Raw genomic sequence first — 18,130 nt, forward strand, 5'->3', positions numbered from 1 at the left:
CGGTCCTCGTTGCGGGGCTGGGCATATGGTCGGCGGGTTCGTCGCGATGCGACGTGTGTCGCGTTCGCGAGCCATCGTCACCCTCCGCCGCGCCCGCGACGGTTACGCGGGCGCAGGCGAACCGGGGGCATGGTCGGCGCGGGGATGCGCTCGACGTCGCCGACATATCCCTCGACCGAGCCGAAACGCTCTGCACCCGCCTCGTATTCGTCGCGCGCGAGGACGATCTCGTCGTGGCTGCGGCCGATGAAGTTCCACCACATCACGATCTCCTCCTCGAACGGCGTGCCGCCGAGCAGGATGACGCGCGCGGGCTCATCACCGACGTCGAGCGTCAGCGTCGCGCGGCCTTCGTCGACGCAGCCGAGGTCGCCGCGTTCGAGGCGCGCGCCGTCGAGGGTGACCGTGCCGGTGTCGACGAGGATGCCGTGCTCGAACCCCTCGTCGACATCGAGGGTGACACGCGCGCCCGCGTCGAGGCGCAATTCGGCGCCGAGCAGCGGCGTGTGCGTGACGATCGGCGAATCGGCGACGCCGCGCAGTTCGCCGATGAAGACGAGCGCCGAACCCTGACCGCTCGGTAGCGGCACGCACTCGGGCGCGTGATGTTCGAACGCGCGGTCGCCGTCGCGGGTCACGTCGGGCAGTGCCACCCAGAGCTGGACGCCGTGCAGCGTCTCGGTGCCGGGCGTCGAGACCTCGGAGTGGACGATGCCGTGGCCGCTCGTCATGAGGTTGACCTCGCCGGGGCGGACGACGGCGTGCGCGCCACCAGAATCATGGTGTTCGATGGCGCCCTCGAACAACCACGAGACCGTCTGCAGACCGGTGTGGGGGTGCGGCGGCACGTCCATGCCGACGCCGCGTTCCGGGCCGTAGTGGTCGACGAAGCACCACGCCCCGACGAACGAGCGGTCGCGGTGCGGCAGGGTGCGTCGCACCTCGAGGGCACGCAGCCCGCCGAGCGGAACCTGGCGGGGTGAGAGAACCTGAACGACGCCCTCGACGGGGCGTTCTGCGGTGGGCGCCTCGTTCGCCTGGGCGACGATCGCACCTGCAGGGTCGAGTCCACCGGCGGCCCTGACGTCGGCGTCGGCGCCTGACGTGCGGGCACCGGCGTCGCGGGTAGTGGTTCCAAGAGCGCCGTCGCGCGGGTATGGCGGGTGGGTGTTGTCGTGGACACCGTCGCCCTGGATGCCGGACGGGTAGGCGCCGGCGCCGGCGTGATGCGTGGTGTTGGTGCGGGCGCCTGTGTCCTGGGTGTCGTCGAGCATTTCAGCGCTCCCTGGTGTCGACCGTCAGCCCCGACGAATGGGGCCCTCATGCCACCCAAGCACCCACGGTGTGCAGGAGCAACAGTCGGCCGATCGATGTGCACGAAAATCGCAGTCGGGTCGCTCTGCACCGTTAGGAGGGAGGGCGTGGGAACCGTCGCGCCGCGCAGGCTCGCTATCGCTCACTCGCGCGTCGCCCCTCCCAAATCCCCAGCATGTCATGCCGCAGATGAGTAGGACCCCCGCCGGGCGACTTCGTCGCTGGTCCGGCGGGGGTCCTACTCACCTGCGGAGGGCGTGGGATTTGAACCCACGGTTGGTTTCCCAACTCCGGTTTTCAAGACCGGTGCACTCGGCCACTATGCGAGCCCTCCTCGTCGCTGCACCAACCGCGAACACCACGGGCAACGACCCGTCGAGCGCATCGTCATCGATGCTCCCAGCAGGGCCGAACCCAGGCGTCGCACGGCAACCGGGCAACGAGAAACCATCGTAAGGCACTGGCGCGCCAACGCAGATTGGGTAGGCTCGACGGCAAGTTGTCCGTTCACATGAAATGGAGCCACATCATGGGCAAGATCTCCTTCCTCGCCGGCGGCGTCGTCGGCTACGTCCTCGGTACGCGCGCTGGGGAGAAGCGCTACGAGCAGATCAAGAAGCAGGCCGACAAGGCCTGGAGCAACCCTGCCGTGCAGGACAAGGTCACCGCCGCGACGGAGACCGTCAAGGCCAAGGCGCCCGTCGTCGCCGCGGCTGTCGGCCAGAAGGCCGCTGACGTCAGCAAGGACGCAGCGCATGGCGTCGCGAGCAAGGCGTCGGACGCCAAGGACGCGACGACCTCCAAGGCCGCCGACGCGAAGGACGCCGTCTCGTCGAAGACGTCCGGCGGCAAGCACGCTGCGAAGGACGACAGCGACCTGCCCGAGACGATCCACCGCGACTCCAAGGGCGACCTTCACGCCGACACGAGCGGCTTCGGCCCCGGCGGCGAGAAGCTCCCCTGACCCCAACCCACTCGACTCGCCCTGACGCTCGAGGCGCACGACGTGCGAAGAACCCCGCGTCAGGCGCGACATCTCGCGGGATTTCGCGTAGATTCGCAGACAGCGCGGCCTAACACAGCCCTTCGGGTGGCTGTCTCGGCCACGACCAGTCGGATAGAACAGGATTGATTCATGAACCGCAGTGACCTCGCCAGCACCATCGCCCAGCGCACCGGCGTCAGCGTCAAGGACGCCACCGCCGTCCTCGCCGGCCTCAACGACGTCATCATCGAGGCCGTCGGCCGCGGTGACAAGATCCAGCTCCCCGGCCTGCTCACGATCGAGCGTGTCGAGCGCGCCGCCCGCACGGGCCGCAACCCGCAGACGGGCGCCGAGATCGAGATCCCGGCCGGCTACGCCGCGAAGGTGACGGCCGGTTCCAAGCTCAAGGCTGCCGCCAAGGGCTGAACTGCCTGATCTGACGAAGGGGGCCGTTTCACCACATCGGTGAAGCGGCCCCCTTCGTCATGCCTGGCCGCGCGCCAGTCACCCGACAATGTTGCCCGGCTTTCGGGCAATTGATCCCCAGAAACCCGGGCAACATCGAGGTCAGCGCGGGGCAGTGCACACGATCAGATGTAGACGGCAGGGTCGCTGAACGGGTCGTGCTCGACGGCGGGCACCCGCACCTTCGCGGGCACACCGACGGCGACGCCCGTCGCGGGCACATCCTTGACGACGACGGCGTTCGCGCCGACCTGAGCGCCATCGCCCACGACGATCGGGCCGAGGATACGAGCGCCCGCACCCACCGTCACGCCGTCCCCGAGCGTCGGGTGACGCTTGACCTTCGCGAGCGTCCGCCCGCCCAGGTTGACGCCGTTGTAGAGCATGCAGTCGTCGCCGATCTCGCTCGTCTCCCCGATGACGACGCCCATGCCGTGATCGATGAAGAAACGCCGACCGATCGTCGCACCGGGATGGATCTCGACGCCGGTGACGGCCCGCGTCACCTGCGATCCGAGACGCGCCGGCAGCTTCCAGCGGCCGCCGCGCTGCCACATCGCATGCGTGACCCGGTGGCTCCACACAGCGTGCAGACCAGGCGAGGCGAGCGCCATCTCCAACCGCGAACCCCCGGCGGGGTCGCGTGCGAGGGCCGCGTCGACGTCCTCGTTCATCGTCTCCAGCGCAGCCCTTGCACGCGTCAACGGGTTCTTCGCCACCGTCATCTCCTCGAACTCGACTCTCGCCCAACAGCTCTGCTCATCATCGGCGCACCCGCCCGGGGTGCCCGAACGCCGGGGCGCGCGGTGCAGCACCACGCGCCCGGCCGATGAGACGGATGTCAGTCGACGATGCCCTCGAACAGGATCGTCGACAGGTAGCGCTCACCGAAGCTGGGGATGATGACGACGATCGTCTTGCCCTTGTTCTCGGGGCGCGCTGCCACCTGCGAGGCTGCGGCGAGTGCGGCGCCGGACGACAGGCCGACGAGCAGCCCCTCCTGCGTCGCGGCCTTGCGCGCCCATTCGACGGAGGTCTCGGCGTCGATGTCGATGACCTCGTCGTAGATGTCGGTGTTGAGGATGTCGGGCACGAAGTTGGCGCCGATGCCCTGGATCTTGTGCGGCCCGGCCTGACCGCCGTTGAGGATCGGCGACTCAGCGGGCTCGACGGCGATCATCTTCACGTCGGGCTTGCGCTCCTTGAGCACCTCGCCGATGCCGGTGATCGTGCCGCCGGTGCCGATGCCGGCGATGACGATGTCGACGGCGCCGTCGGTGTCGCGCCAGATCTCCTCGGCGGTGGTCTTGCGGTGCACCTCGGGGTTGGCCGTGTTCGCGAACTGGCGGGCGAGGACGGCGCCGTCACGCTCGGCGGCGATCTCCTCGGCCTTCGTCACGGCGCCCTTCATGCCCTCGGCGGCGGGGGTGAGGACGAGTTCGGCGCCGAAGCCCTTGAGCAGCGCGCGACGCTCCTTCGACATCGACTCGGGCATCGTCAGCACGACGTCGTAGCCCTTGGCGGCGCCGACCATGGCGAGCGCGATGCCGGTGTTGCCCGACGTCGCCTCGACGATCGTCCCGGCCGGCTTCAGCTCGCCGGAGGCCTCCGCTGCCTCGACGATCGCCTTGCCGATGCGGTCCTTGACGGAGGCGGCGGGGTTGCTGAACTCGAGCTTCGCCGCGACGGTGACGTCGGGGGCGTCGATGATGCGGTTGATGCGCACGAGCGGCGTGTTGCCGATGGCCTCGGTGACGTTGGCGAGGATGGGCATGAGGGGGGCCTTTCGACGGTGGCGGCGCGTCCACTCTCGCCCCAAGGAGGCGAGCAGACGCGGTGCGATGACTGCTTATGACTTTACCAACTCTGCGTTATCTACGTTTATGCCCACGGGCCAGGCAATAGCACACGTGCTCGTTGACTAATTCGAAATGGACACGACATCGCCCCGCCCCCGGGTTACCGGCCGGTAGCCCCGTCTAGACTGGGGCCCATGTCAGCCCTCCAGATCGTCGCCGCAGTGATCTGCGTCGTCATCACCGTCATCGGCGTCTCGCTGCTCGTGCGCGCCGTGGCACAGATGGTGGCGCGGTTCAAGGTCGGCGCACCCGAAAAGCGCACGGACAACCCCGGTGCGCGAACCGTCACGTTGCTGCGCGAGTTCCTCGGACACACGCGCATGTCCCGCCTGCCGATCGTCGCCGTCGCGCACTGGTTCACGATGATCAGCTTCGGCATCCTGTTCTTCACCCTGGTCACCGCCTACGGCCAGATCTTCAACCCCGACTTCACGCTGCCGATCATCGGAACGTTCGCTCCCTGGGAGTGGCTGACCGAGTTCATGGCGTGGACGGGCTTCCTCGGCATCTGCTGGCTCATCTGGAACCGCCGCAAGAACCACCCGGGCCGTTCGGCCGGCAAGGACGGCCGCAAGTCGCGCTTCTTCGGTTCGTCGTTCTGGCAGGCCTACTACGTCGAGTTCACGATCTTCGGCGTCGGTCTGTGCATCGTCAGCCTGCGCGCGCTCGAGTACGCGCTGGGCCGCGTCGACGGCAGCCACCACGCGAGCGTCCTGCACTTCCCGATGACGTTCTTCCTCGGCAAGCCGTTCGAGTCGATCGGCAAGGACGGCCTCGAGCAGCTCATCGTCGTCATCGCCGCGATCAAGATCCTCATCTCGATGGCGTGGATGATCACGATCTCGCTCAACACGACCATGGGTGTTGCCTGGCACCGCTTCCTCGCGTTCCCGAACATCTGGTTCAAGCGCAACGCGGACGGCCGCACGGCCCTCGGCGCCGCGAAGCCGATGATGGTCGACGGCGAGACGCTCAAGGACGTCGAGGAGCTCGAGCTCGACGAGGACACCGTCCTGGGTGTCGGTAAGGTCGAGGACTTCACGTGGAAGGGCCTGCTCGACTTCTCCACCTGCACCGAGTGCGGTCGTTGCCAGAGCCAGTGCCCCGCGTGGAACACCGAGAAGCCGCTGTCGCCCAAGCTGCTCATGATGACGCTGCGCGACCACTCCGCCGCGAAGGCGCCGTTCCTGCAGGCCGCTGCGGCCGCGTCCGGGCCCGTCGACGAGAAGGGCCTGCCGACGGTCGCCGACCACTCCGGCGTCGATCTGCTGCGCACGCCGCTCATCGGCTCGACCGGCTACGACATCGCGAACCCGCTGACGGCGTACAACCCGGCCGGCACCACCGCGAACAGTGACGCGGCCGGTGCCATCATCGACGAGGACGTCCTGTGGTCGTGCACGACGTGTGGCGCCTGTGTCGAGCAGTGCCCCGTCGACATCGAGCACGTCGACCACATCGTCGACATGCGTCGCTACCAGACGCTCATCGAGTCCGCGTTCCCGACCGAACTCGCGGGCCTGTTCAAGAACCTCGAGAACAAGTCGAACCCGTGGGGCATGTCGGCGCGGGCTCGCCTCGAGTGGGCCAAGGGCCTGCCGTTCGACGTCAAGGTCATCGGCTCCGACGTCGAATCCGCCGACGAGGTCGAGTGGCTGTTCTGGGTCGGCTGCGCCGGCGCCTACGAGGACCGTGCGAAGAAGACGACGCGCGCCGTCGCCGAGCTGCTGCACACAGCGGGCGTCGACTTCGCCGTCCTCGGTGACGGCGAGAGCTGCACCGGCGACCCGGCACGCCGCGCCGGAAACGAGATCCTCTTCCAGATGCTCGCCGGCCAGAACGTCGCGACGCTGAACGAGGCGAAGGCGAAGAAGATCGTCGTCACGTGTGCGCACTGCTTCAACACGATCAAGAACGAGTACCCGCAGATCGGTGGCGAGTACGAGGTCGTCCACCACACGCAGCTGCTCAACCGTCTCGTGCGCGAGAAGAAGCTGACGCCCGTCGCGGCGCCGGAGGAGTTCGCGCAGCAGCCGAAGGACAAATCGGGCGCTGCGTCGACGGGCAAGTCGGTCACGTACCACGACCCGTGCTACCTCGGCCGTCACAACCAGGTTTACGCGCCGCCGCGCGAACTCATCGCGTCGCTGCCCGGCGTCGAGTACAAGGAGATGGAACGCTCCGGCGAGAAGTCCTTCTGCTGCGGCGCCGGCGGCGCCCGCATGTGGATGGAGGAGAAGCTCGGCGAGCGCATCAACCTCAACCGCACGAAGGAGGCCGTCGCCACCGGCGCCGACCGCATCGCCATCGGCTGCCCGTTCTGCCGCGTCATGATGACGGACGGCCTCACGGCCGAGCAGAGCGACGGCAACGCGCGCGAAGAGGTCGAGGTCGTCGACGTCGCCAACATGCTGCTCGCCGCGGTGCGTCGCGGTGAGGACACGAAGACCGTCGACGAGGGCGCGACGCAGACCGTCTGAGCCGCCGCACCCGCCCGTCACGGGCACCAGGGTTGACACCCGGGGCGCTTCGTTCCGCTGAGAGATCAGCGGGACGGGCGCCCCGTTCGTCGTTTCATGGGGCGCCTCGGGCGGGGTTTGTTGAGCGAGGTTCGTTGAGCGGGGTTCGTCCATCCGAGTTCGCCTGCCAGGGTTCCGCTACTCACGCCCCCGCCTCGTGCGTCCAGATGCACCCGGGTGCATCTGGATGACGAGGCGGACCGGCGGCGCGGCCTCGTCATCCACAGGCAGTGACGGCCACGGGCCGTTTCGACGCTCTCGGGAGGGCTGATCCACAGGGTCGCGGCGCCCGAGCTGCGCGGGGGCGACGCGGGGACCTAGCGTCGCCGTCATGAGCACTCTCGGAGACGACATCCGGGCGCAGCAGCGGCGAGCCGACCTGCTCTCGAGCGACCTCGCACAGTCCGCCACGGATCTGCGCACGACCATCACGACGACGCAGTGGACGTCCGGTGCGGCCGACCACTGCCGCAGCGTCCTCACCTCCTTCGCCCGCGACCTCGACGCCTGCGGTGACGACGCGGCGTCGTTCGCGACCGACATCGGCCGGCACGCCGCATCGGTCGAATCGCATCAGGCCAGCGTGACCAACGTCGTCATGGCGCCGATCGATCTCGCGCGCGATGGCCTGTCGAAGGTGGGCAAGGCCCTGCACCGCGACGAGAGCGAGGGTCCGTACGACTACTCCCACTACGGCGACTGGCGGGGATGACGATGACGCAGCCGTTCCTGCTCGTGCGAGCCCGTGCCGGGCAACACACGTCGTTGCTCGAGGTCACCTACGCTGACGGGTTGTTCCGCCTCGCGAGCACCCGGGGCGCGAGCGTCCACGCCGCCGAGGACGTCGTCAGCGCCGTGCTACAGCTCGTCGTCGACGCCCCGCCCGACGCCGACGCCGACCTCGTCGTCATCGGCTGTCTGGACGAGGTCGCGACACCTTGCCTCATCGCAGCGCGCCGAGGCGGCGAGTGGTGCGACGTCGGGTTCGACGACGCAACACGCGACTGGTTCGACGTTCGCGCCGAGGTCGTGGCGGCACTCGTCGGCCTCCATGCGCAATCGGGCGCGCCGAGCGGCTGCCTCGCGGCCGGCGACGCCCAGGATGAGATGCGTCCCGACGCCGGATGGGAGCACGCCGCATGAGAGTCGACCCGCCCAGCTCGTCGGTGACAGGCACCGTCATCGCGAAGAGGAGCGCCGGCCCGAGCGCCGTCGACGCCAACCTCGCTGATCTGCGCACCCTCGCCGCCGCGCTGACGACGGCGCACGGTGACGCGAGCAGCGCTTCCACCACGAGCCTGTCGATCGGCTGGGGCCTACCGTTCACCGGGGATGCCCTCTCCCCTGGCACGGCCACGACATGCGCCACGGCGTCACTCGATCTGGCGGCCACCCTGACGGCCACGGCGCTGCGCGCGCAGTTGCTCAGCACTCTCGTGAGCGCCTCGCTCGACGCCTACGAGCTCGCCGAAGCCTGCGCCGTCGCCCACATGAAAACAGCCATCGCGACGTACTCGCTGACGGTGACTCTGGCGAAGATCTCGATGCGCCAGTGGACCGGCAACGCGCCCTCGCCCGATACGACCGCGATGATCGTCGGTGACGTCGTCGCCATCATCGACGCGAGACTGCCGGGTTCGTACGAGGAGAATGTCGCCGGCATCAACATCGGCCTCGTGCGTGCGCTGGGCACTCCGAACCCCGTCACCACCTCGATCGTCAGCGGGCCCGATGCGCCCCGGCCCGCACCCGCAGTGCGCAGCGTCGGCCAGAGCATGGGACGCATCGACGATCTGTACGAGAACGGCAACGACTCCGCCCACATCCAGGTGCAGCGCGTCGTCGACCCGGCCACTGGCCAGGGCCGCTGGATCGCGATGATCCCCGGCACCGCGACGTTCTCCTGGAACGCCCGCACGCCACTCGACGGCTCCGGCAACGTTGCCGCCGCGGCGGGTCTCGTCAGCGGTGGCGAAGTCGCCGTCCGGGATGCCTTGCGCGATGCGATGCAGCGTGAGGGCGTGCTCGGCAAGGGCGAGCCGGTCATGCTCGTGGGTCACTCGCAGGGCGGCATGGTGATGACGAACCTCGCGCGCCGTCGCTCCGACGGTCTCAACGTCACCCACGTCACGACGTACGGTTCGCCGGTCGGGGCCGCCAAGCTCCCCGCGGGGGTGCGTACGCTCAACATCGAGAACTCGGCTGATTTCATCCATCGCATCGACGGGCGGGCCACCGGTGACGGCGACCCTGGCCGCGTCCGACTCGTCATCGACGACCCGACGTCGGCGGTGACCGCGAAGGGTTCGACGAGCATCATCGAGCCGCACTCGCACGAGAAGTACCGGTGGAACTACGAGGCCGTCATGGGTCAGGAACGCGGACGCCCCGGCCCGCCGAGCGCCGCCGTCGACTTCGAGACCAGCGCGGCGCCGTTCTTCGAGGGCGAGGCTCGCACCTACCGGTACGACGCCTCGCGCGAGCCCGGCGTCGAAGCAACGCAGAACGCCGTCACGCCGACGCTGACGTGCACGTCGGAGACGACGCACAAGCCGTCACCGACGCCGAACTTCGGCGTCGGCCCCGCCGGGCAGTACCGGGTGACCTCCCCATGACCGCGCCCCTCCGCGATTACTGTCCCCATCGGCGATTTTCGTCCACAGTCGCGGGGCCGCTGCCGGTGCGCCGTCAGGGCCTGGAGGCCGGGCTGACGGTTTCGTCACCGGCGCTCTACGTCTCGACGTTCTCCACACCGGTTGCGGGGATGGCGCGGTCGCCGTCACCCGGGGCGGCACCGTCGAGCAAGTGGTCGATGAGAAACCGCGACGTCTCACGGTGCCAGCGCGGCGCGCCCCACAGCATCGCGTGCCAGCCCGGCATCGAGACGAAGCGGGCGTCGCCCCCGAGGGCCGCGACGTCGTCGATGAGCTTCTTCGTCGCGACGGGGTTGGTCACGGTGTCGCGTCGGCCGTGGATGCCGAGCAGCGGGATGGTGCGGAACGTCGCGGGCTCGTACGCTTCCGCCGCCCACGGCGCGAGCGCCACGACGGCGGCGACGTCCTCGCTGCTCGCGATGTCGAGCGCAACCCGCCCGCCCATCGAGTGACCGGCGATGGCGAGCCGCACGCCCGGGTAGCGATCGCGCAGCTCGCCGAGAGCCCACCGTGTGTCCTCGACGGCCGGCTTCTCCGGCTCGTTCCACCCACGGACGGCGAGGCGCAGCGTCGCACCCCCGATTCGGCCGCGGCTACGACGCTCGACGTCGCGCGCGAACGGCACGATGCGCAGGTAGGCGGGGTCACCGCGACGCATCCGCAGGTGACCTTCGACGTCGCCTCCGTGGACGAACAGCACGATCGCCTCGGGGTGACGCACGCGCGGCATCGTCAGCAACGGACTCGCGACGACGGCCGCACCACCGCGCTTCGTCGTCGCCGGACGCGGTGGCGCCTCGACGCTCACGGGGGCGTCGACGACACCCGAACCGTCTTGCGCGGGTGAGTCAGGAGCGGCACCCCCGGCATCGGCTCGCCCGCCGTCGTCGTCCGCCCTGCCGTCATCCTGCCCGTCCCCGTCGTCCTCACCCTCAGGACGATGCACGTGCGGCATGGGCATCGGCGGGTTGGTGGACTCCCTCACTTCGGACTCGCGACGAGTCGTTGCGGCACGCTGCGGTGCCCTCACGGCGTCGGCGTCGTCATCGACGGTGACACCGTCGAGCGCCTCGTCACCGAGTTCGTCGTCGCGCAGCAGCGCATCGGCGGCGTCGGCGGCGAGGCCGACCACTTTGTCGCCGAGGGAGGTCTCGTCGACGGGGGTGGCTTCACCGTCCGGTACGCGCGGAGAATCTGCTTGCCCCGGGGCGACCTCGACCTCGAGCTCGGAGCCGAGACGACGGCTGAGCTCGACGGCCGCGCGCGCCGGCAGCGACGTGACGTCGTCGTCGCTCTGGTCGGCCATCGTCAGACGTCGGTGCGGTGGAAGGAGGAGAAACTGCGGCTCGCGGTGGGGCCGCGCTGGCCCTGGTAGTGGGAGCCGTATTCGGAGCTGCCGTAAGGGTGTTCGGCGGGGGACGTCAGCTGGAAGAAGCACAGCTGGCCGATCTTCATGCCCGGCCACAGCTTGATGGGCAGCGTCGCGACGTTGCTCAACTCGAGCGTCACGTGGCCTGAGAAACCGGGGTCGACGAAGCCCGCCGTCGCGTGCGTCAGCAATCCGAGGCGACCGAGGGACGACTTGCCCTCGACACGAGCGGCGACGTCATCGGGCAGCGTCATCTGCTCGTACGTCGAGCCGAGGACGAACTCGCCGGGGTGCAGGATGAACGGCTCGGACGCGTCGACCTCGACGAGGCGCGTCAGTTCCGGCTGCTCGGCGGCGGGGTCGATGAAGGGGTACTTGTGGTTGTCGAACAACCGGAAGAACTTGTCGAGGCGCACGTCGATGCTCGACGGCTGGATCATCGACGGTTCGTACGGGTCGAGCACGACCCGGCCGGAATCGATCTGGCTCTTGATGTCACGGTCCGAAAGCAGCACACGGCTACGGTAATCGACGCGCGTCTGCCGCGGCCCCGCTCTCACTCATCGGCGCCGTCGGTGGCGAGAGACCGACACACCGTCCGTCATGACATGCACGTACGGCGCGGACGCGCTAGAGTACGAGGCGCTTGATCGACGCGCCGGACGTTACCAGGACGGGCGCCGGACAGGCAAGAACCCCGCCGTGGCGGGGCTCGCGAGTGTAGTTCAATGGTAGAACATCAGCTTCCCAAGCTGAATACGCGAGTTCGATTCTCGTCACTCGCTCCAAGCATGTGAAAGGGGCCGGATACGATGGGATCCGGCCCCTTTCGTCATTCTTGCTCGGCCTCGCCGGGACGCGAGGTCGGCTGTGGCTCCTTCGAGCACTGCGCACACCGCCCCAGCAGCGCCCCGTGCTCGGCGTCGAGCGTGAACCCCGTCAGCTCCTTGATTCTTGCGGCGAGTGGCGCGAACTCGGCCACGTCGACGTCGACGAAGCGCCCGCACGTGTCGCACTGCAGGTGCGCGTGGGCGTGAGGCTCGGCCACGTGCCCGGTGACCTCGTGCCCGGCGGCAGCGCCCTCCCCCGAGTCCCCATCCGATGCACCAACATCGGCCTTCGCCCCCTCACGCGCCACGTCGGCCGCCAGGTGGTAGATCGTCGCGCCGCCCGGAACGTGGGTGTGCGTGACGATGTCAGCGTCGACGAGAGCCTGCAGCGAGCGGTAGATCGTCGCGCGGTGGATACCCGGTTCGACCTCGTCGACGAGCGCCGCGACGGCGTCGGCGTCGATGTGACCCGGTTCGCGGCTCAACACGTCGAGGACGGCTCGTCGTCCAGGCGTGACGCGTTCTCCGCGCGCCCGCAGTCGCGCGAGCGCTGCGTCGCGGCGTGTTTCGCTCGGGATCGCGCCCGCGGGCACGTCAGCGTTCGCTGCAGCACCACGTGCGTCAGGGCTTCGAGGGGTCATGTCTCCATCGTCCGGGCTCCCCACCGGCGAGGCAAACCGAGCACTCAGTACAACCTCACGTACTCATGAGTAGACTTACCGGCGAGTAGCGCCTGGATCATCGCGCTGCACCCCTACCGATCTCGGAGGACATCTTGTCTCACTACAAGAGCAACGTTCGCGACCTTGAGTTCAACCTCTTCGAGGTCTTCAACCGTCAGGACGTGCTGGGCACCGGCATCTACGAGGACGTCGACGTCGACGTCGCGAAGGACATCATCGGCCAGGTCGCGAAGCTCGCCGAGGGTGACCTCGCGGCGAGCCTCATCGACTCCGACCGCAACCCCCCGGTCTACGACCCGGAGACCAAGTCGGTCACGATGCCGGAGTCGTTCAAGCAGTCGTACAAGTCGTACATCGACGCCGGCTGGGGCATGCTCGACGCCCCCGTCGAGCTCGACGGCATGAAGGTGCCGCCGTCCGTGCGCTGGTCGCTCGCCGAACTCGTCTGCGGCGCCAACCCGGCCGTCCACATGTTCTCCGCGAGCTACGCGTTCGCGTCGCTGCTGTACTTCATGGGCAACGACGAGCAGAAGAAGCTCGCCAAGCACATCGTCGACGGTGGCTGGCACTGCACGATGGTGCTGACCGAGCCCGACGCCGGTTCTGACGTCGGCGCCGGCCGCACGAAGGCCACGCAGAACGACGACGGCACGTGGAACATCACGGGCGTCAAGCGCTTCATCACCTCGGCCGAGTCGGACATGGTCGACAACGTCGTCCACTTCGTCCTCGCCCGCCCTGAGGGCGCCGGCCCCGGCACGAAGGGCCTGTCGCTGTTCATCGTTCCGAAGTTCCACGTCGACCTCGAGACGGGTGAGCTCGGCGAGCGCAACGGCGCATACGTGACGAACGTCGAGGACAAGATGGGCCTCAAGGTCTCCACGACGTGCGAGGTGACGTTCGGTGACGGTGCCCCCGCCGTCGGCACGCTGCTCGGCGACGTCCACGACGGCATCGCACAGATGTTCAAGGTCATCGAGAACGCCCGCATGTTCGTCGGCACGAAGGCCATTGCGACGCTGTCGACCGGCTACCTCAACGCGCTCGAGTACGCCAAGGAGCGCGTCCAGGGTGCCGACATGACGACGCCGCAGAAGGACGCGCCGCGCGTCACGATCACGCACCACCCGGACGTGCGCCGCAGCCTCATGCTGCAGAAGGCCTACGCCGAGGGTCTGCGTTCGCTCGTCATGTACACCGCGTGCCAGCAGGACGTCGTCGACCAGGCGACGAAGGGCAACCCGGCCGCCGAGCTCGAGGAGGGCAGCCCCGCCGAGATGGCGGCGCGCCTCAACGACCTGCTGCTGCCCATCGTCAAGGGCGTCGGTTCGGAGCGCGCGTGGGTGCTGCTCGGCACCGAGTCGCTGCAGACGTACGGCGGGTCGGGCTTCCTCAAGGAGTACCCGCTCGAGCAGTACGTGCGTGACGCAAAGATCGACACGCTCTACGAAGGCACGACGGCCATCCAGGGCCTCGACTTCTTCTTCCGCAAGATCGTCAAGGATCAGGGTGTCGCCCTCGGCATGCTGCAGAAGGAGATCGAGACGACGATCGGCCAGGCTCCCGAGGCCCTCAAGCGTGAGGCGGGTCTGCTCGCGCAGGCCGCGACGGACCTCAAGGACATGGGTGAGTTCATGTTCGGCGCCGCGATGGGTTCGCTCGAGAAGCCGGCCGAGGCGTACAAGATCGGCCTGACGTCGACGCGTCTGCTGCTCGCTGCGGGCGACGTCGTCATCGGCTGGCTGCTGCTGCGGGCCGCCATCGTCGCGCAGGCCCGCCTCGAGGCGGGCGACGCCGGCAAGGACACCGACTTCTACACCGGCAAGGTTGCCGCGGCGCAGTTCTTCGCGCGCACCGTGCTGCCGCGCATGGCGTCGGAGAAGGCCATCACCATCGCCGAGGACGGCTCGCTCATGGACGTCCCGGAGAGCGCTTTCTGATCTGACCTCACCGGTCTCGACCAGAATCGCTGCGGCCCGGCTCCCTCGCGAAGGGAGCCGGGCCGCAGCGATTCCGCGACGCCCCACATGACGCGTAGACGCACGATGTGGGGAGATCGCGGGCGCACCGCGACCCACTCGGTGCGCAACTGCAACGAGTGGGGGCGCGCGTCAGGCGTCGATCGCCGCCACCGCGTGACGCGCGATGGCAAGCTCTTCGTTCGTCGGGACGACGCACACGGTCACAGGCGATCCTGCCGCGGAGATGATGCGCGCGTCATGATCGTCGGCGCTGTTGGCGGCTGCGTCGAACGTCACGCCGAGCCACCCGAGACGGCGGCACACGGCCTCGCGGATGGCGGCGTTGTTCTCGCCGACGCCGGCGGTGAACGTGATGACGTCGACGCCCTCGAGCGCCGCCGCGTACGCGCCGATGTACTTGACGAGCCGGTGCACGTAGACGTCGAATGCGAGCTGCGCCGTCTCGTCACCGTCGTCGACGCGCCGCATGAGGTCGCGGAAGTCGCCTGACCCCGTCAGCCCGAGGATGCCCGACTTCTTGTTGAGCAGCGTGTCGATCTCGTCGACGCCGAGCCCCGCGACACGGTTGAGGTGCAGGACGACGGCCGGGTCCATGTCGCCACCACGCGTGCCCATGACGAGGCCCTCGAGCGGCGTCATGCCCATCGACGTGTCGACGGCGCGGCCCCCGTCGATCGCCGAGATCGACGCGCCGTTGCCGAGGTGGCAGATGATCTGCTTGAACCCCTCGACGGGACGTTCGAGAAATTGTGCGACCCGCGCCGAGACGTACTCGTGCGACGTGCCGTGGAAGCCGTAGCGACGGATGGCGTGCTCCTTCGCGAGCTTCGCGTCGATCGCGTAGGTGTACGCGGAGGCGGGCAACGTCGAGAAGAACCCGGTGTCGAACACGGCGACCTGCGGCAGGTCGGGAAAGATGCGCCGAGCCGCCTCGATGCCGAGCGCATGCGCCGGATTGTGCAGCGGCGCAAGGGTTCCGAGGCGTTTGATCTCGTCGAGCACGTAGTCGGTGATCATCTCGGGGCCCGTGAAGTTGCGCCCGCCGTGCACGACGCGGTGACCCACGACGACGACGTCCGCGTCCTCGATCGGCAACCCCGTCTCGGCCATGACCTTCGTCATCTCCTCGAGGGCGACGCCGTGGTCGGCCATGTCGACGTCGTGCGTCGTCTTCTCGCTGCGGTACTCGTGCGTGATCGTGCCACCCGAGTCGCCGACGCGCTCGGCGAGGCCCTTGACGACGAACTCCCCCGTCCCCGGGTCGACGATCTGGTACTTGAGCGAACTCGACCCCGCGTTGATGACGAGGACGTTGCCGGCCCCGCCGTCCCGCTCGCTGCTCGGCGCCTGCGCCACGTCGTTCATGCCTTCTCCTCCTGCGCCTGCACGGCCGTGATGGCGATGGTGTTGACGATGTCCTCGACGAGCGCGCCGCGCGAGAGGTCGTTGACGGGCTTGTTGAGCCCCTGCAGCACCGGGCCCATGGCGACGGCACCCGCCGAGCGCTGCACGGCCTTGTACGTGTTGTTGCCGGTGTTGAGGTCGGGGAAGATCAACACCGTCGCGCGCCCTGCGACGGGCGAGTCGGGCATCTTCGACTTCGCGACGCTCGGTTCGACGGCCGCGTCGTACTGGATCGGCCCGTCGACGGCGAGTTCCGGCGCGCGCTCGCGCACGAGTTCGGTTGCGGCCCGCACCTTCTCGACGTCGGCGCCGCTGCCGGAGGTGCCCGTCGAGTACGACAGCATCGCGACGCGCGGCTCGATGCCGAACGCCGACGCCGTCTTCGCCGAACTGATCGCGATGTCGGCGAGTTGCTCGGCGTTCGGGTCGGGGTTGACGGCGCAGTCACCGTAGACGAGCACCTGATCAGCGAGCGCCATGAGGAACACGGAGCTGACGATGTCCGCGTCGGGCGCTGTCTTGATGATCTCGAAGCTCGGCTTGATCGTGTGCGCCGTCGTGTGCGCGGCGCCGCTCACCATGCCGTCGGCGAGCCCGAGGTGGACCATCATCGTGCCGAAGTACGACACGTCCTGCACCGTCTCCCGGGCCTGCTCGATCCTCACGCCCTTCTTCTTGCGGATCTCGGCGTACTCGGCGGCGAACTTCTCGACGAGCTCCTCGTCGTGCGGGGAGACGATCGAGGCGGACGAGATGTCGAGGCCGTTGCTGCTCGCGAGCGCCTTGATCTGCGTCTCGTCACCGAGGATCGTCAGTTGCGCGATGCCGCCGCGCAGCACCTCGTCGGCGGCCTTGAGGATGCGCAGATCGTCACCCTCGGGCAGGACGATGTGCTTGCGGGCGCTGCGCGCGCGATCGAGCAGACGGTGGCCGAACATCAGTGGCGTGACGGCGGCCGCCTCGTCGATGTCGATGGCGGCGAGAAGGCCGTCGGCGTCGATGGCTTCGCCGAACGCACGCAGCGCCGTCTGCTTCTTCACGACACTGCCGGAGCTGAGGGCGCTGCGCGTGCGCGCCAGGGCTGCCGTCGTCTCGAAGGTGCCCGAATCTGTCACGAGGATCGGCACGTCGAGCTTCGTGCCGTCGAGCAGCTGCTGCACGCTCTCCGGCGGGCGATAACCGCCCGTCAGGACGATGGCGGCGAGCCCGGGGAACGTGCCGGACTGATGCGCGAGGACGAGCCCGGGCAGGATGTCGTAGCGGTCGCCGGGGGCGATGACGGTGACGTCCTCGACGAGGCGCGTCAGCACGTTCGGCAGTGACATCGCAGCGACGACGAACCCGCGCGACTCGCGCTGCAGCCACTCAGGATTGCCGCGCCACAGCTCGGCGCCGGCGGCTTCTGCGAGCGCCGCGACGGTGGGTGCGACGAGCAACGGAACCTCGGGAATGACGCCGGCGACGGGCACGGACGCCGTCTCGGCGTCCTTCGTCAGTGCGAGGCGGATGCCGGTGACGTCCCCGCTCGTGGCGCGGTTGACGACGATCGCGACGGGCGTTGCGTGCCTCGCGCGCAACTGCTCGCAACCCATGACGGCGACCTGCGCGATCTGCTCGGGGGTGCGCTCGCGCCCGTGGACGACGAGGACGACGGGCGCGCCGAGGTTCGCGGCGACCACGGCGTTGATCTCGGCTTCGCGGCCGGTCGAGACGTCCGCGAAGTCGCTGCCGAGCACCATGACGAGATCGGCGTCGGCGGACACCTCGTCAAAACGGGCCAGGATCGTTGCGAGCGAGCCCGACTCGTCATCGTGCATCTGGTCGTAGGTGACGCCGAGCGCGTCGTCGTAGGCCTGGTCGACGGCCGGGTGCGACAGCAGCAGGTCGACGACCTTGTCGCGGGAGCTGGTGGCGACGGGCCGGAAGATCGCGATGCGCCCGGCCTGGCGGGAAAGGAGGTCGAGCAGCCCGTAGGCCACGGTGGACTTGCCGGTTTCACCTTCGGCTGAGGTGACGAAGACACTGCGCGTCATGGTTTCCACCCTAGGCGAGAGCGGTGACAACCC

At 68.7% G+C, this 18,130-nt stretch carries 15 protein-coding genes and 2 tRNA genes; 8 read left to right on the plus strand and 9 right to left on the minus strand.

Annotation, left to right across the window (positions count from 1 at the left end):
• Nucleotides 1–77 precede the first annotated feature (77 nt).
• Both ABH936_RS11190 and ABH936_RS11195 read right to left on the minus strand, forming a co-directional pair.
• Complete coding sequence (locus ABH936_RS11190) at nucleotides 78–1,274, minus strand: pirin family protein (RefSeq protein WP_062256526.1); 1,197 nt, start codon at nucleotides 1,272–1,274, stop codon at nucleotides 78–80.
• A 289-nt stretch (nucleotides 1,275–1,563) separates the two neighbouring features.
• Nucleotides 1,564–1,648 (minus strand) — tRNA-Ser (locus ABH936_RS11195).
• Nucleotides 1,649–1,843: 195 nt separating this feature from the next.
• Between ABH936_RS11195 and ABH936_RS11200 the strand changes: the two genes are divergently transcribed.
• Nucleotides 1,844–2,278, plus strand: coding sequence for a hypothetical protein (locus ABH936_RS11200; protein WP_006946922.1), 435 nt, complete (start codon nucleotides 1,844–1,846; stop codon nucleotides 2,276–2,278).
• 171 nt (nucleotides 2,279–2,449) lie between these two features.
• Nucleotides 2,450–2,725 (plus strand): HU family DNA-binding protein, encoded by a 276-nt coding sequence (locus ABH936_RS11205; RefSeq protein ID WP_006947090.1) that lies wholly within the window; start codon nucleotides 2,450–2,452, stop codon nucleotides 2,723–2,725.
• Between the two features lie 164 nt (nucleotides 2,726–2,889).
• On the opposite strand, the gene epsC is transcribed toward ABH936_RS11205, so the two are convergent.
• On the minus strand, nucleotides 2,890–3,489 hold the full coding sequence (gene epsC / locus ABH936_RS11210; protein WP_050786596.1) for a serine O-acetyltransferase EpsC: 600 nt from the start codon (nucleotides 3,487–3,489) through the stop codon (nucleotides 2,890–2,892).
• Between the two features lie 116 nt (nucleotides 3,490–3,605).
• Complete coding sequence (cysK, locus tag ABH936_RS11215) at nucleotides 3,606–4,538, minus strand: cysteine synthase A (protein WP_006946929.1); 933 nt, start codon at nucleotides 4,536–4,538, stop codon at nucleotides 3,606–3,608.
• A 219-nt stretch (nucleotides 4,539–4,757) separates the two neighbouring features.
• Between cysK and ABH936_RS11220 the strand changes: the two genes are divergently transcribed.
• The 4 genes from ABH936_RS11220 (at nucleotide 4,758) to ABH936_RS11235 (ending at nucleotide 9,757) form a co-directional block, all read left to right on the plus strand.
• Nucleotides 4,758–7,103 carry a (Fe-S)-binding protein gene (locus tag ABH936_RS11220; RefSeq protein ID WP_404603273.1) on the plus strand — a complete coding sequence of 782 codons (2,346 nt, stop codon included), beginning with the start codon at nucleotides 4,758–4,760 and terminating at the stop codon, nucleotides 7,101–7,103.
• 370 nt (nucleotides 7,104–7,473) lie between these two features.
• Nucleotides 7,474–7,854 carry a hypothetical protein gene (locus tag ABH936_RS11225; protein WP_038566703.1) on the plus strand — a complete coding sequence of 127 codons (381 nt, stop codon included), beginning with the start codon at nucleotides 7,474–7,476 and terminating at the stop codon, nucleotides 7,852–7,854.
• Nucleotides 7,851–8,285 carry a hypothetical protein gene (locus ABH936_RS11230; RefSeq protein WP_165583779.1) on the plus strand — a complete coding sequence of 145 codons (435 nt, stop codon included), beginning with the start codon at nucleotides 7,851–7,853 and terminating at the stop codon, nucleotides 8,283–8,285. Before ABH936_RS11225 ends, ABH936_RS11230 begins: the two co-directional genes overlap by 4 nt.
• A complete protein-coding gene (locus tag ABH936_RS11235; protein WP_288756298.1) occupies nucleotides 8,282–9,757 on the plus strand; it encodes a hypothetical protein in 1,476 nt (491 codons plus the stop codon). Before ABH936_RS11230 ends, ABH936_RS11235 begins: the two co-directional genes overlap by 4 nt.
• Before the next feature lie 115 nt (nucleotides 9,758–9,872).
• Here the strand turns inward: ABH936_RS11235 and ABH936_RS11240 are convergent, their stop codons facing one another.
• Together ABH936_RS11240 and dcd are read right to left on the minus strand one after the other, a co-directional pair.
• Nucleotides 9,873–11,102, minus strand: a complete 1,230-nt coding sequence (locus tag ABH936_RS11240; protein ID WP_404603274.1) for a dienelactone hydrolase family protein — start codon at nucleotides 11,100–11,102, stop codon at nucleotides 9,873–9,875.
• Between the two features lie 2 nt (nucleotides 11,103–11,104).
• Nucleotides 11,105–11,680, minus strand: coding sequence for a dCTP deaminase (dcd, locus tag ABH936_RS11245; RefSeq protein WP_404603275.1), 576 nt, complete (start codon nucleotides 11,678–11,680; stop codon nucleotides 11,105–11,107).
• 199 nt (nucleotides 11,681–11,879) lie between these two features.
• On the opposite strand from dcd, the gene ABH936_RS11250 reads away from it, so the two are divergent.
• Nucleotides 11,880–11,953 (plus strand) — tRNA-Gly (locus ABH936_RS11250).
• 44 nt (nucleotides 11,954–11,997) lie between these two features.
• On the opposite strand, the gene ABH936_RS11255 is transcribed toward ABH936_RS11250, so the two are convergent.
• Nucleotides 11,998–12,636, minus strand: coding sequence for a Fur family transcriptional regulator (locus tag ABH936_RS11255; protein ID WP_081873554.1), 639 nt, complete (start codon nucleotides 12,634–12,636; stop codon nucleotides 11,998–12,000).
• Between the two features lie 134 nt (nucleotides 12,637–12,770).
• Here ABH936_RS11255 and ABH936_RS11260 point away from each other — a divergent pair, with 134 nt between their 5' ends.
• Nucleotides 12,771–14,618: an acyl-CoA dehydrogenase gene (locus ABH936_RS11260; RefSeq protein WP_404603276.1), complete on the plus strand. Its 1,848-nt coding sequence runs from the start codon at nucleotides 12,771–12,773 to the stop codon at nucleotides 14,616–14,618.
• 171 nt (nucleotides 14,619–14,789) lie between these two features.
• Here the strand turns inward: ABH936_RS11260 and ABH936_RS11265 are convergent, their stop codons facing one another.
• Nucleotides 14,790–16,025, minus strand: coding sequence for an acetate/propionate family kinase (locus ABH936_RS11265; RefSeq protein ID WP_404603277.1), 1,236 nt, complete (start codon nucleotides 16,023–16,025; stop codon nucleotides 14,790–14,792).
• Entirely contained in the window at nucleotides 16,022–18,097 is a 2,076-nt protein-coding gene (pta, locus tag ABH936_RS11270) for a phosphate acetyltransferase (RefSeq protein WP_404603278.1), read from the minus strand. The genes ABH936_RS11265 and pta overlap by 4 nt, the downstream gene beginning before the upstream one ends.
• Between the last annotated feature and the right edge of the window lie 33 nt (nucleotides 18,098–18,130).

This window comes from Dermacoccus sp. GAS27A, from assembly GCF_044909235.1.
Classification (GTDB): domain Bacteria; phylum Actinomycetota; class Actinomycetes; order Actinomycetales; family Dermatophilaceae; genus Dermacoccus; species Dermacoccus nishinomiyaensis.

What these genes read in the sequence shown, in the direction of transcription:
- cysK (WP_006946929.1), bottom strand. Translation starts at nt 4,538, where the DNA reads ATGCCCATCCTCGCCAACGTCACCGAGGCCATCGGCAACACGCCGCTC.
- ABH936_RS11200 (WP_006946922.1), top strand. Translation starts at nt 1,844, where the DNA reads ATGGGCAAGATCTCCTTCCTCGCCGGCGGCGTCGTCGGCTACGTCCTC.
- ABH936_RS11235 (WP_288756298.1), top strand. Translation starts at nt 8,282, where the DNA reads ATGAGAGTCGACCCGCCCAGCTCGTCGGTGACAGGCACCGTCATCGCG.
- ABH936_RS11220 (WP_404603273.1), top strand. Translation starts at nt 4,758, where the DNA reads ATGTCAGCCCTCCAGATCGTCGCCGCAGTGATCTGCGTCGTCATCACC.
- ABH936_RS11240 (WP_404603274.1), bottom strand. Translation starts at nt 11,102, where the DNA reads ATGGCCGACCAGAGCGACGACGACGTCACGTCGCTGCCGGCGCGCGCG.
- ABH936_RS11230 (WP_165583779.1), top strand. Translation starts at nt 7,851, where the DNA reads ATGACGATGACGCAGCCGTTCCTGCTCGTGCGAGCCCGTGCCGGGCAA.
- ABH936_RS11190 (WP_062256526.1), bottom strand. Translation starts at nt 1,274, where the DNA reads ATGCTCGACGACACCCAGGACACAGGCGCCCGCACCAACACCACGCAT.
- ABH936_RS11225 (WP_038566703.1), top strand. Translation starts at nt 7,474, where the DNA reads ATGAGCACTCTCGGAGACGACATCCGGGCGCAGCAGCGGCGAGCCGAC.
- ABH936_RS11255 (WP_081873554.1), bottom strand. Translation starts at nt 12,636, where the DNA reads ATGACCCCTCGAAGCCCTGACGCACGTGGTGCTGCAGCGAACGCTGAC.
- pta (WP_404603278.1), bottom strand. Translation starts at nt 18,097, where the DNA reads ATGACGCGCAGTGTCTTCGTCACCTCAGCCGAAGGTGAAACCGGCAAG.
- ABH936_RS11205 (WP_006947090.1), top strand. Translation starts at nt 2,450, where the DNA reads ATGAACCGCAGTGACCTCGCCAGCACCATCGCCCAGCGCACCGGCGTC.
- ABH936_RS11265 (WP_404603277.1), bottom strand. Translation starts at nt 16,025, where the DNA reads ATGAACGACGTGGCGCAGGCGCCGAGCAGCGAGCGGGACGGCGGGGCC.
- epsC (WP_050786596.1), bottom strand. Translation starts at nt 3,489, where the DNA reads ATGACGGTGGCGAAGAACCCGTTGACGCGTGCAAGGGCTGCGCTGGAG.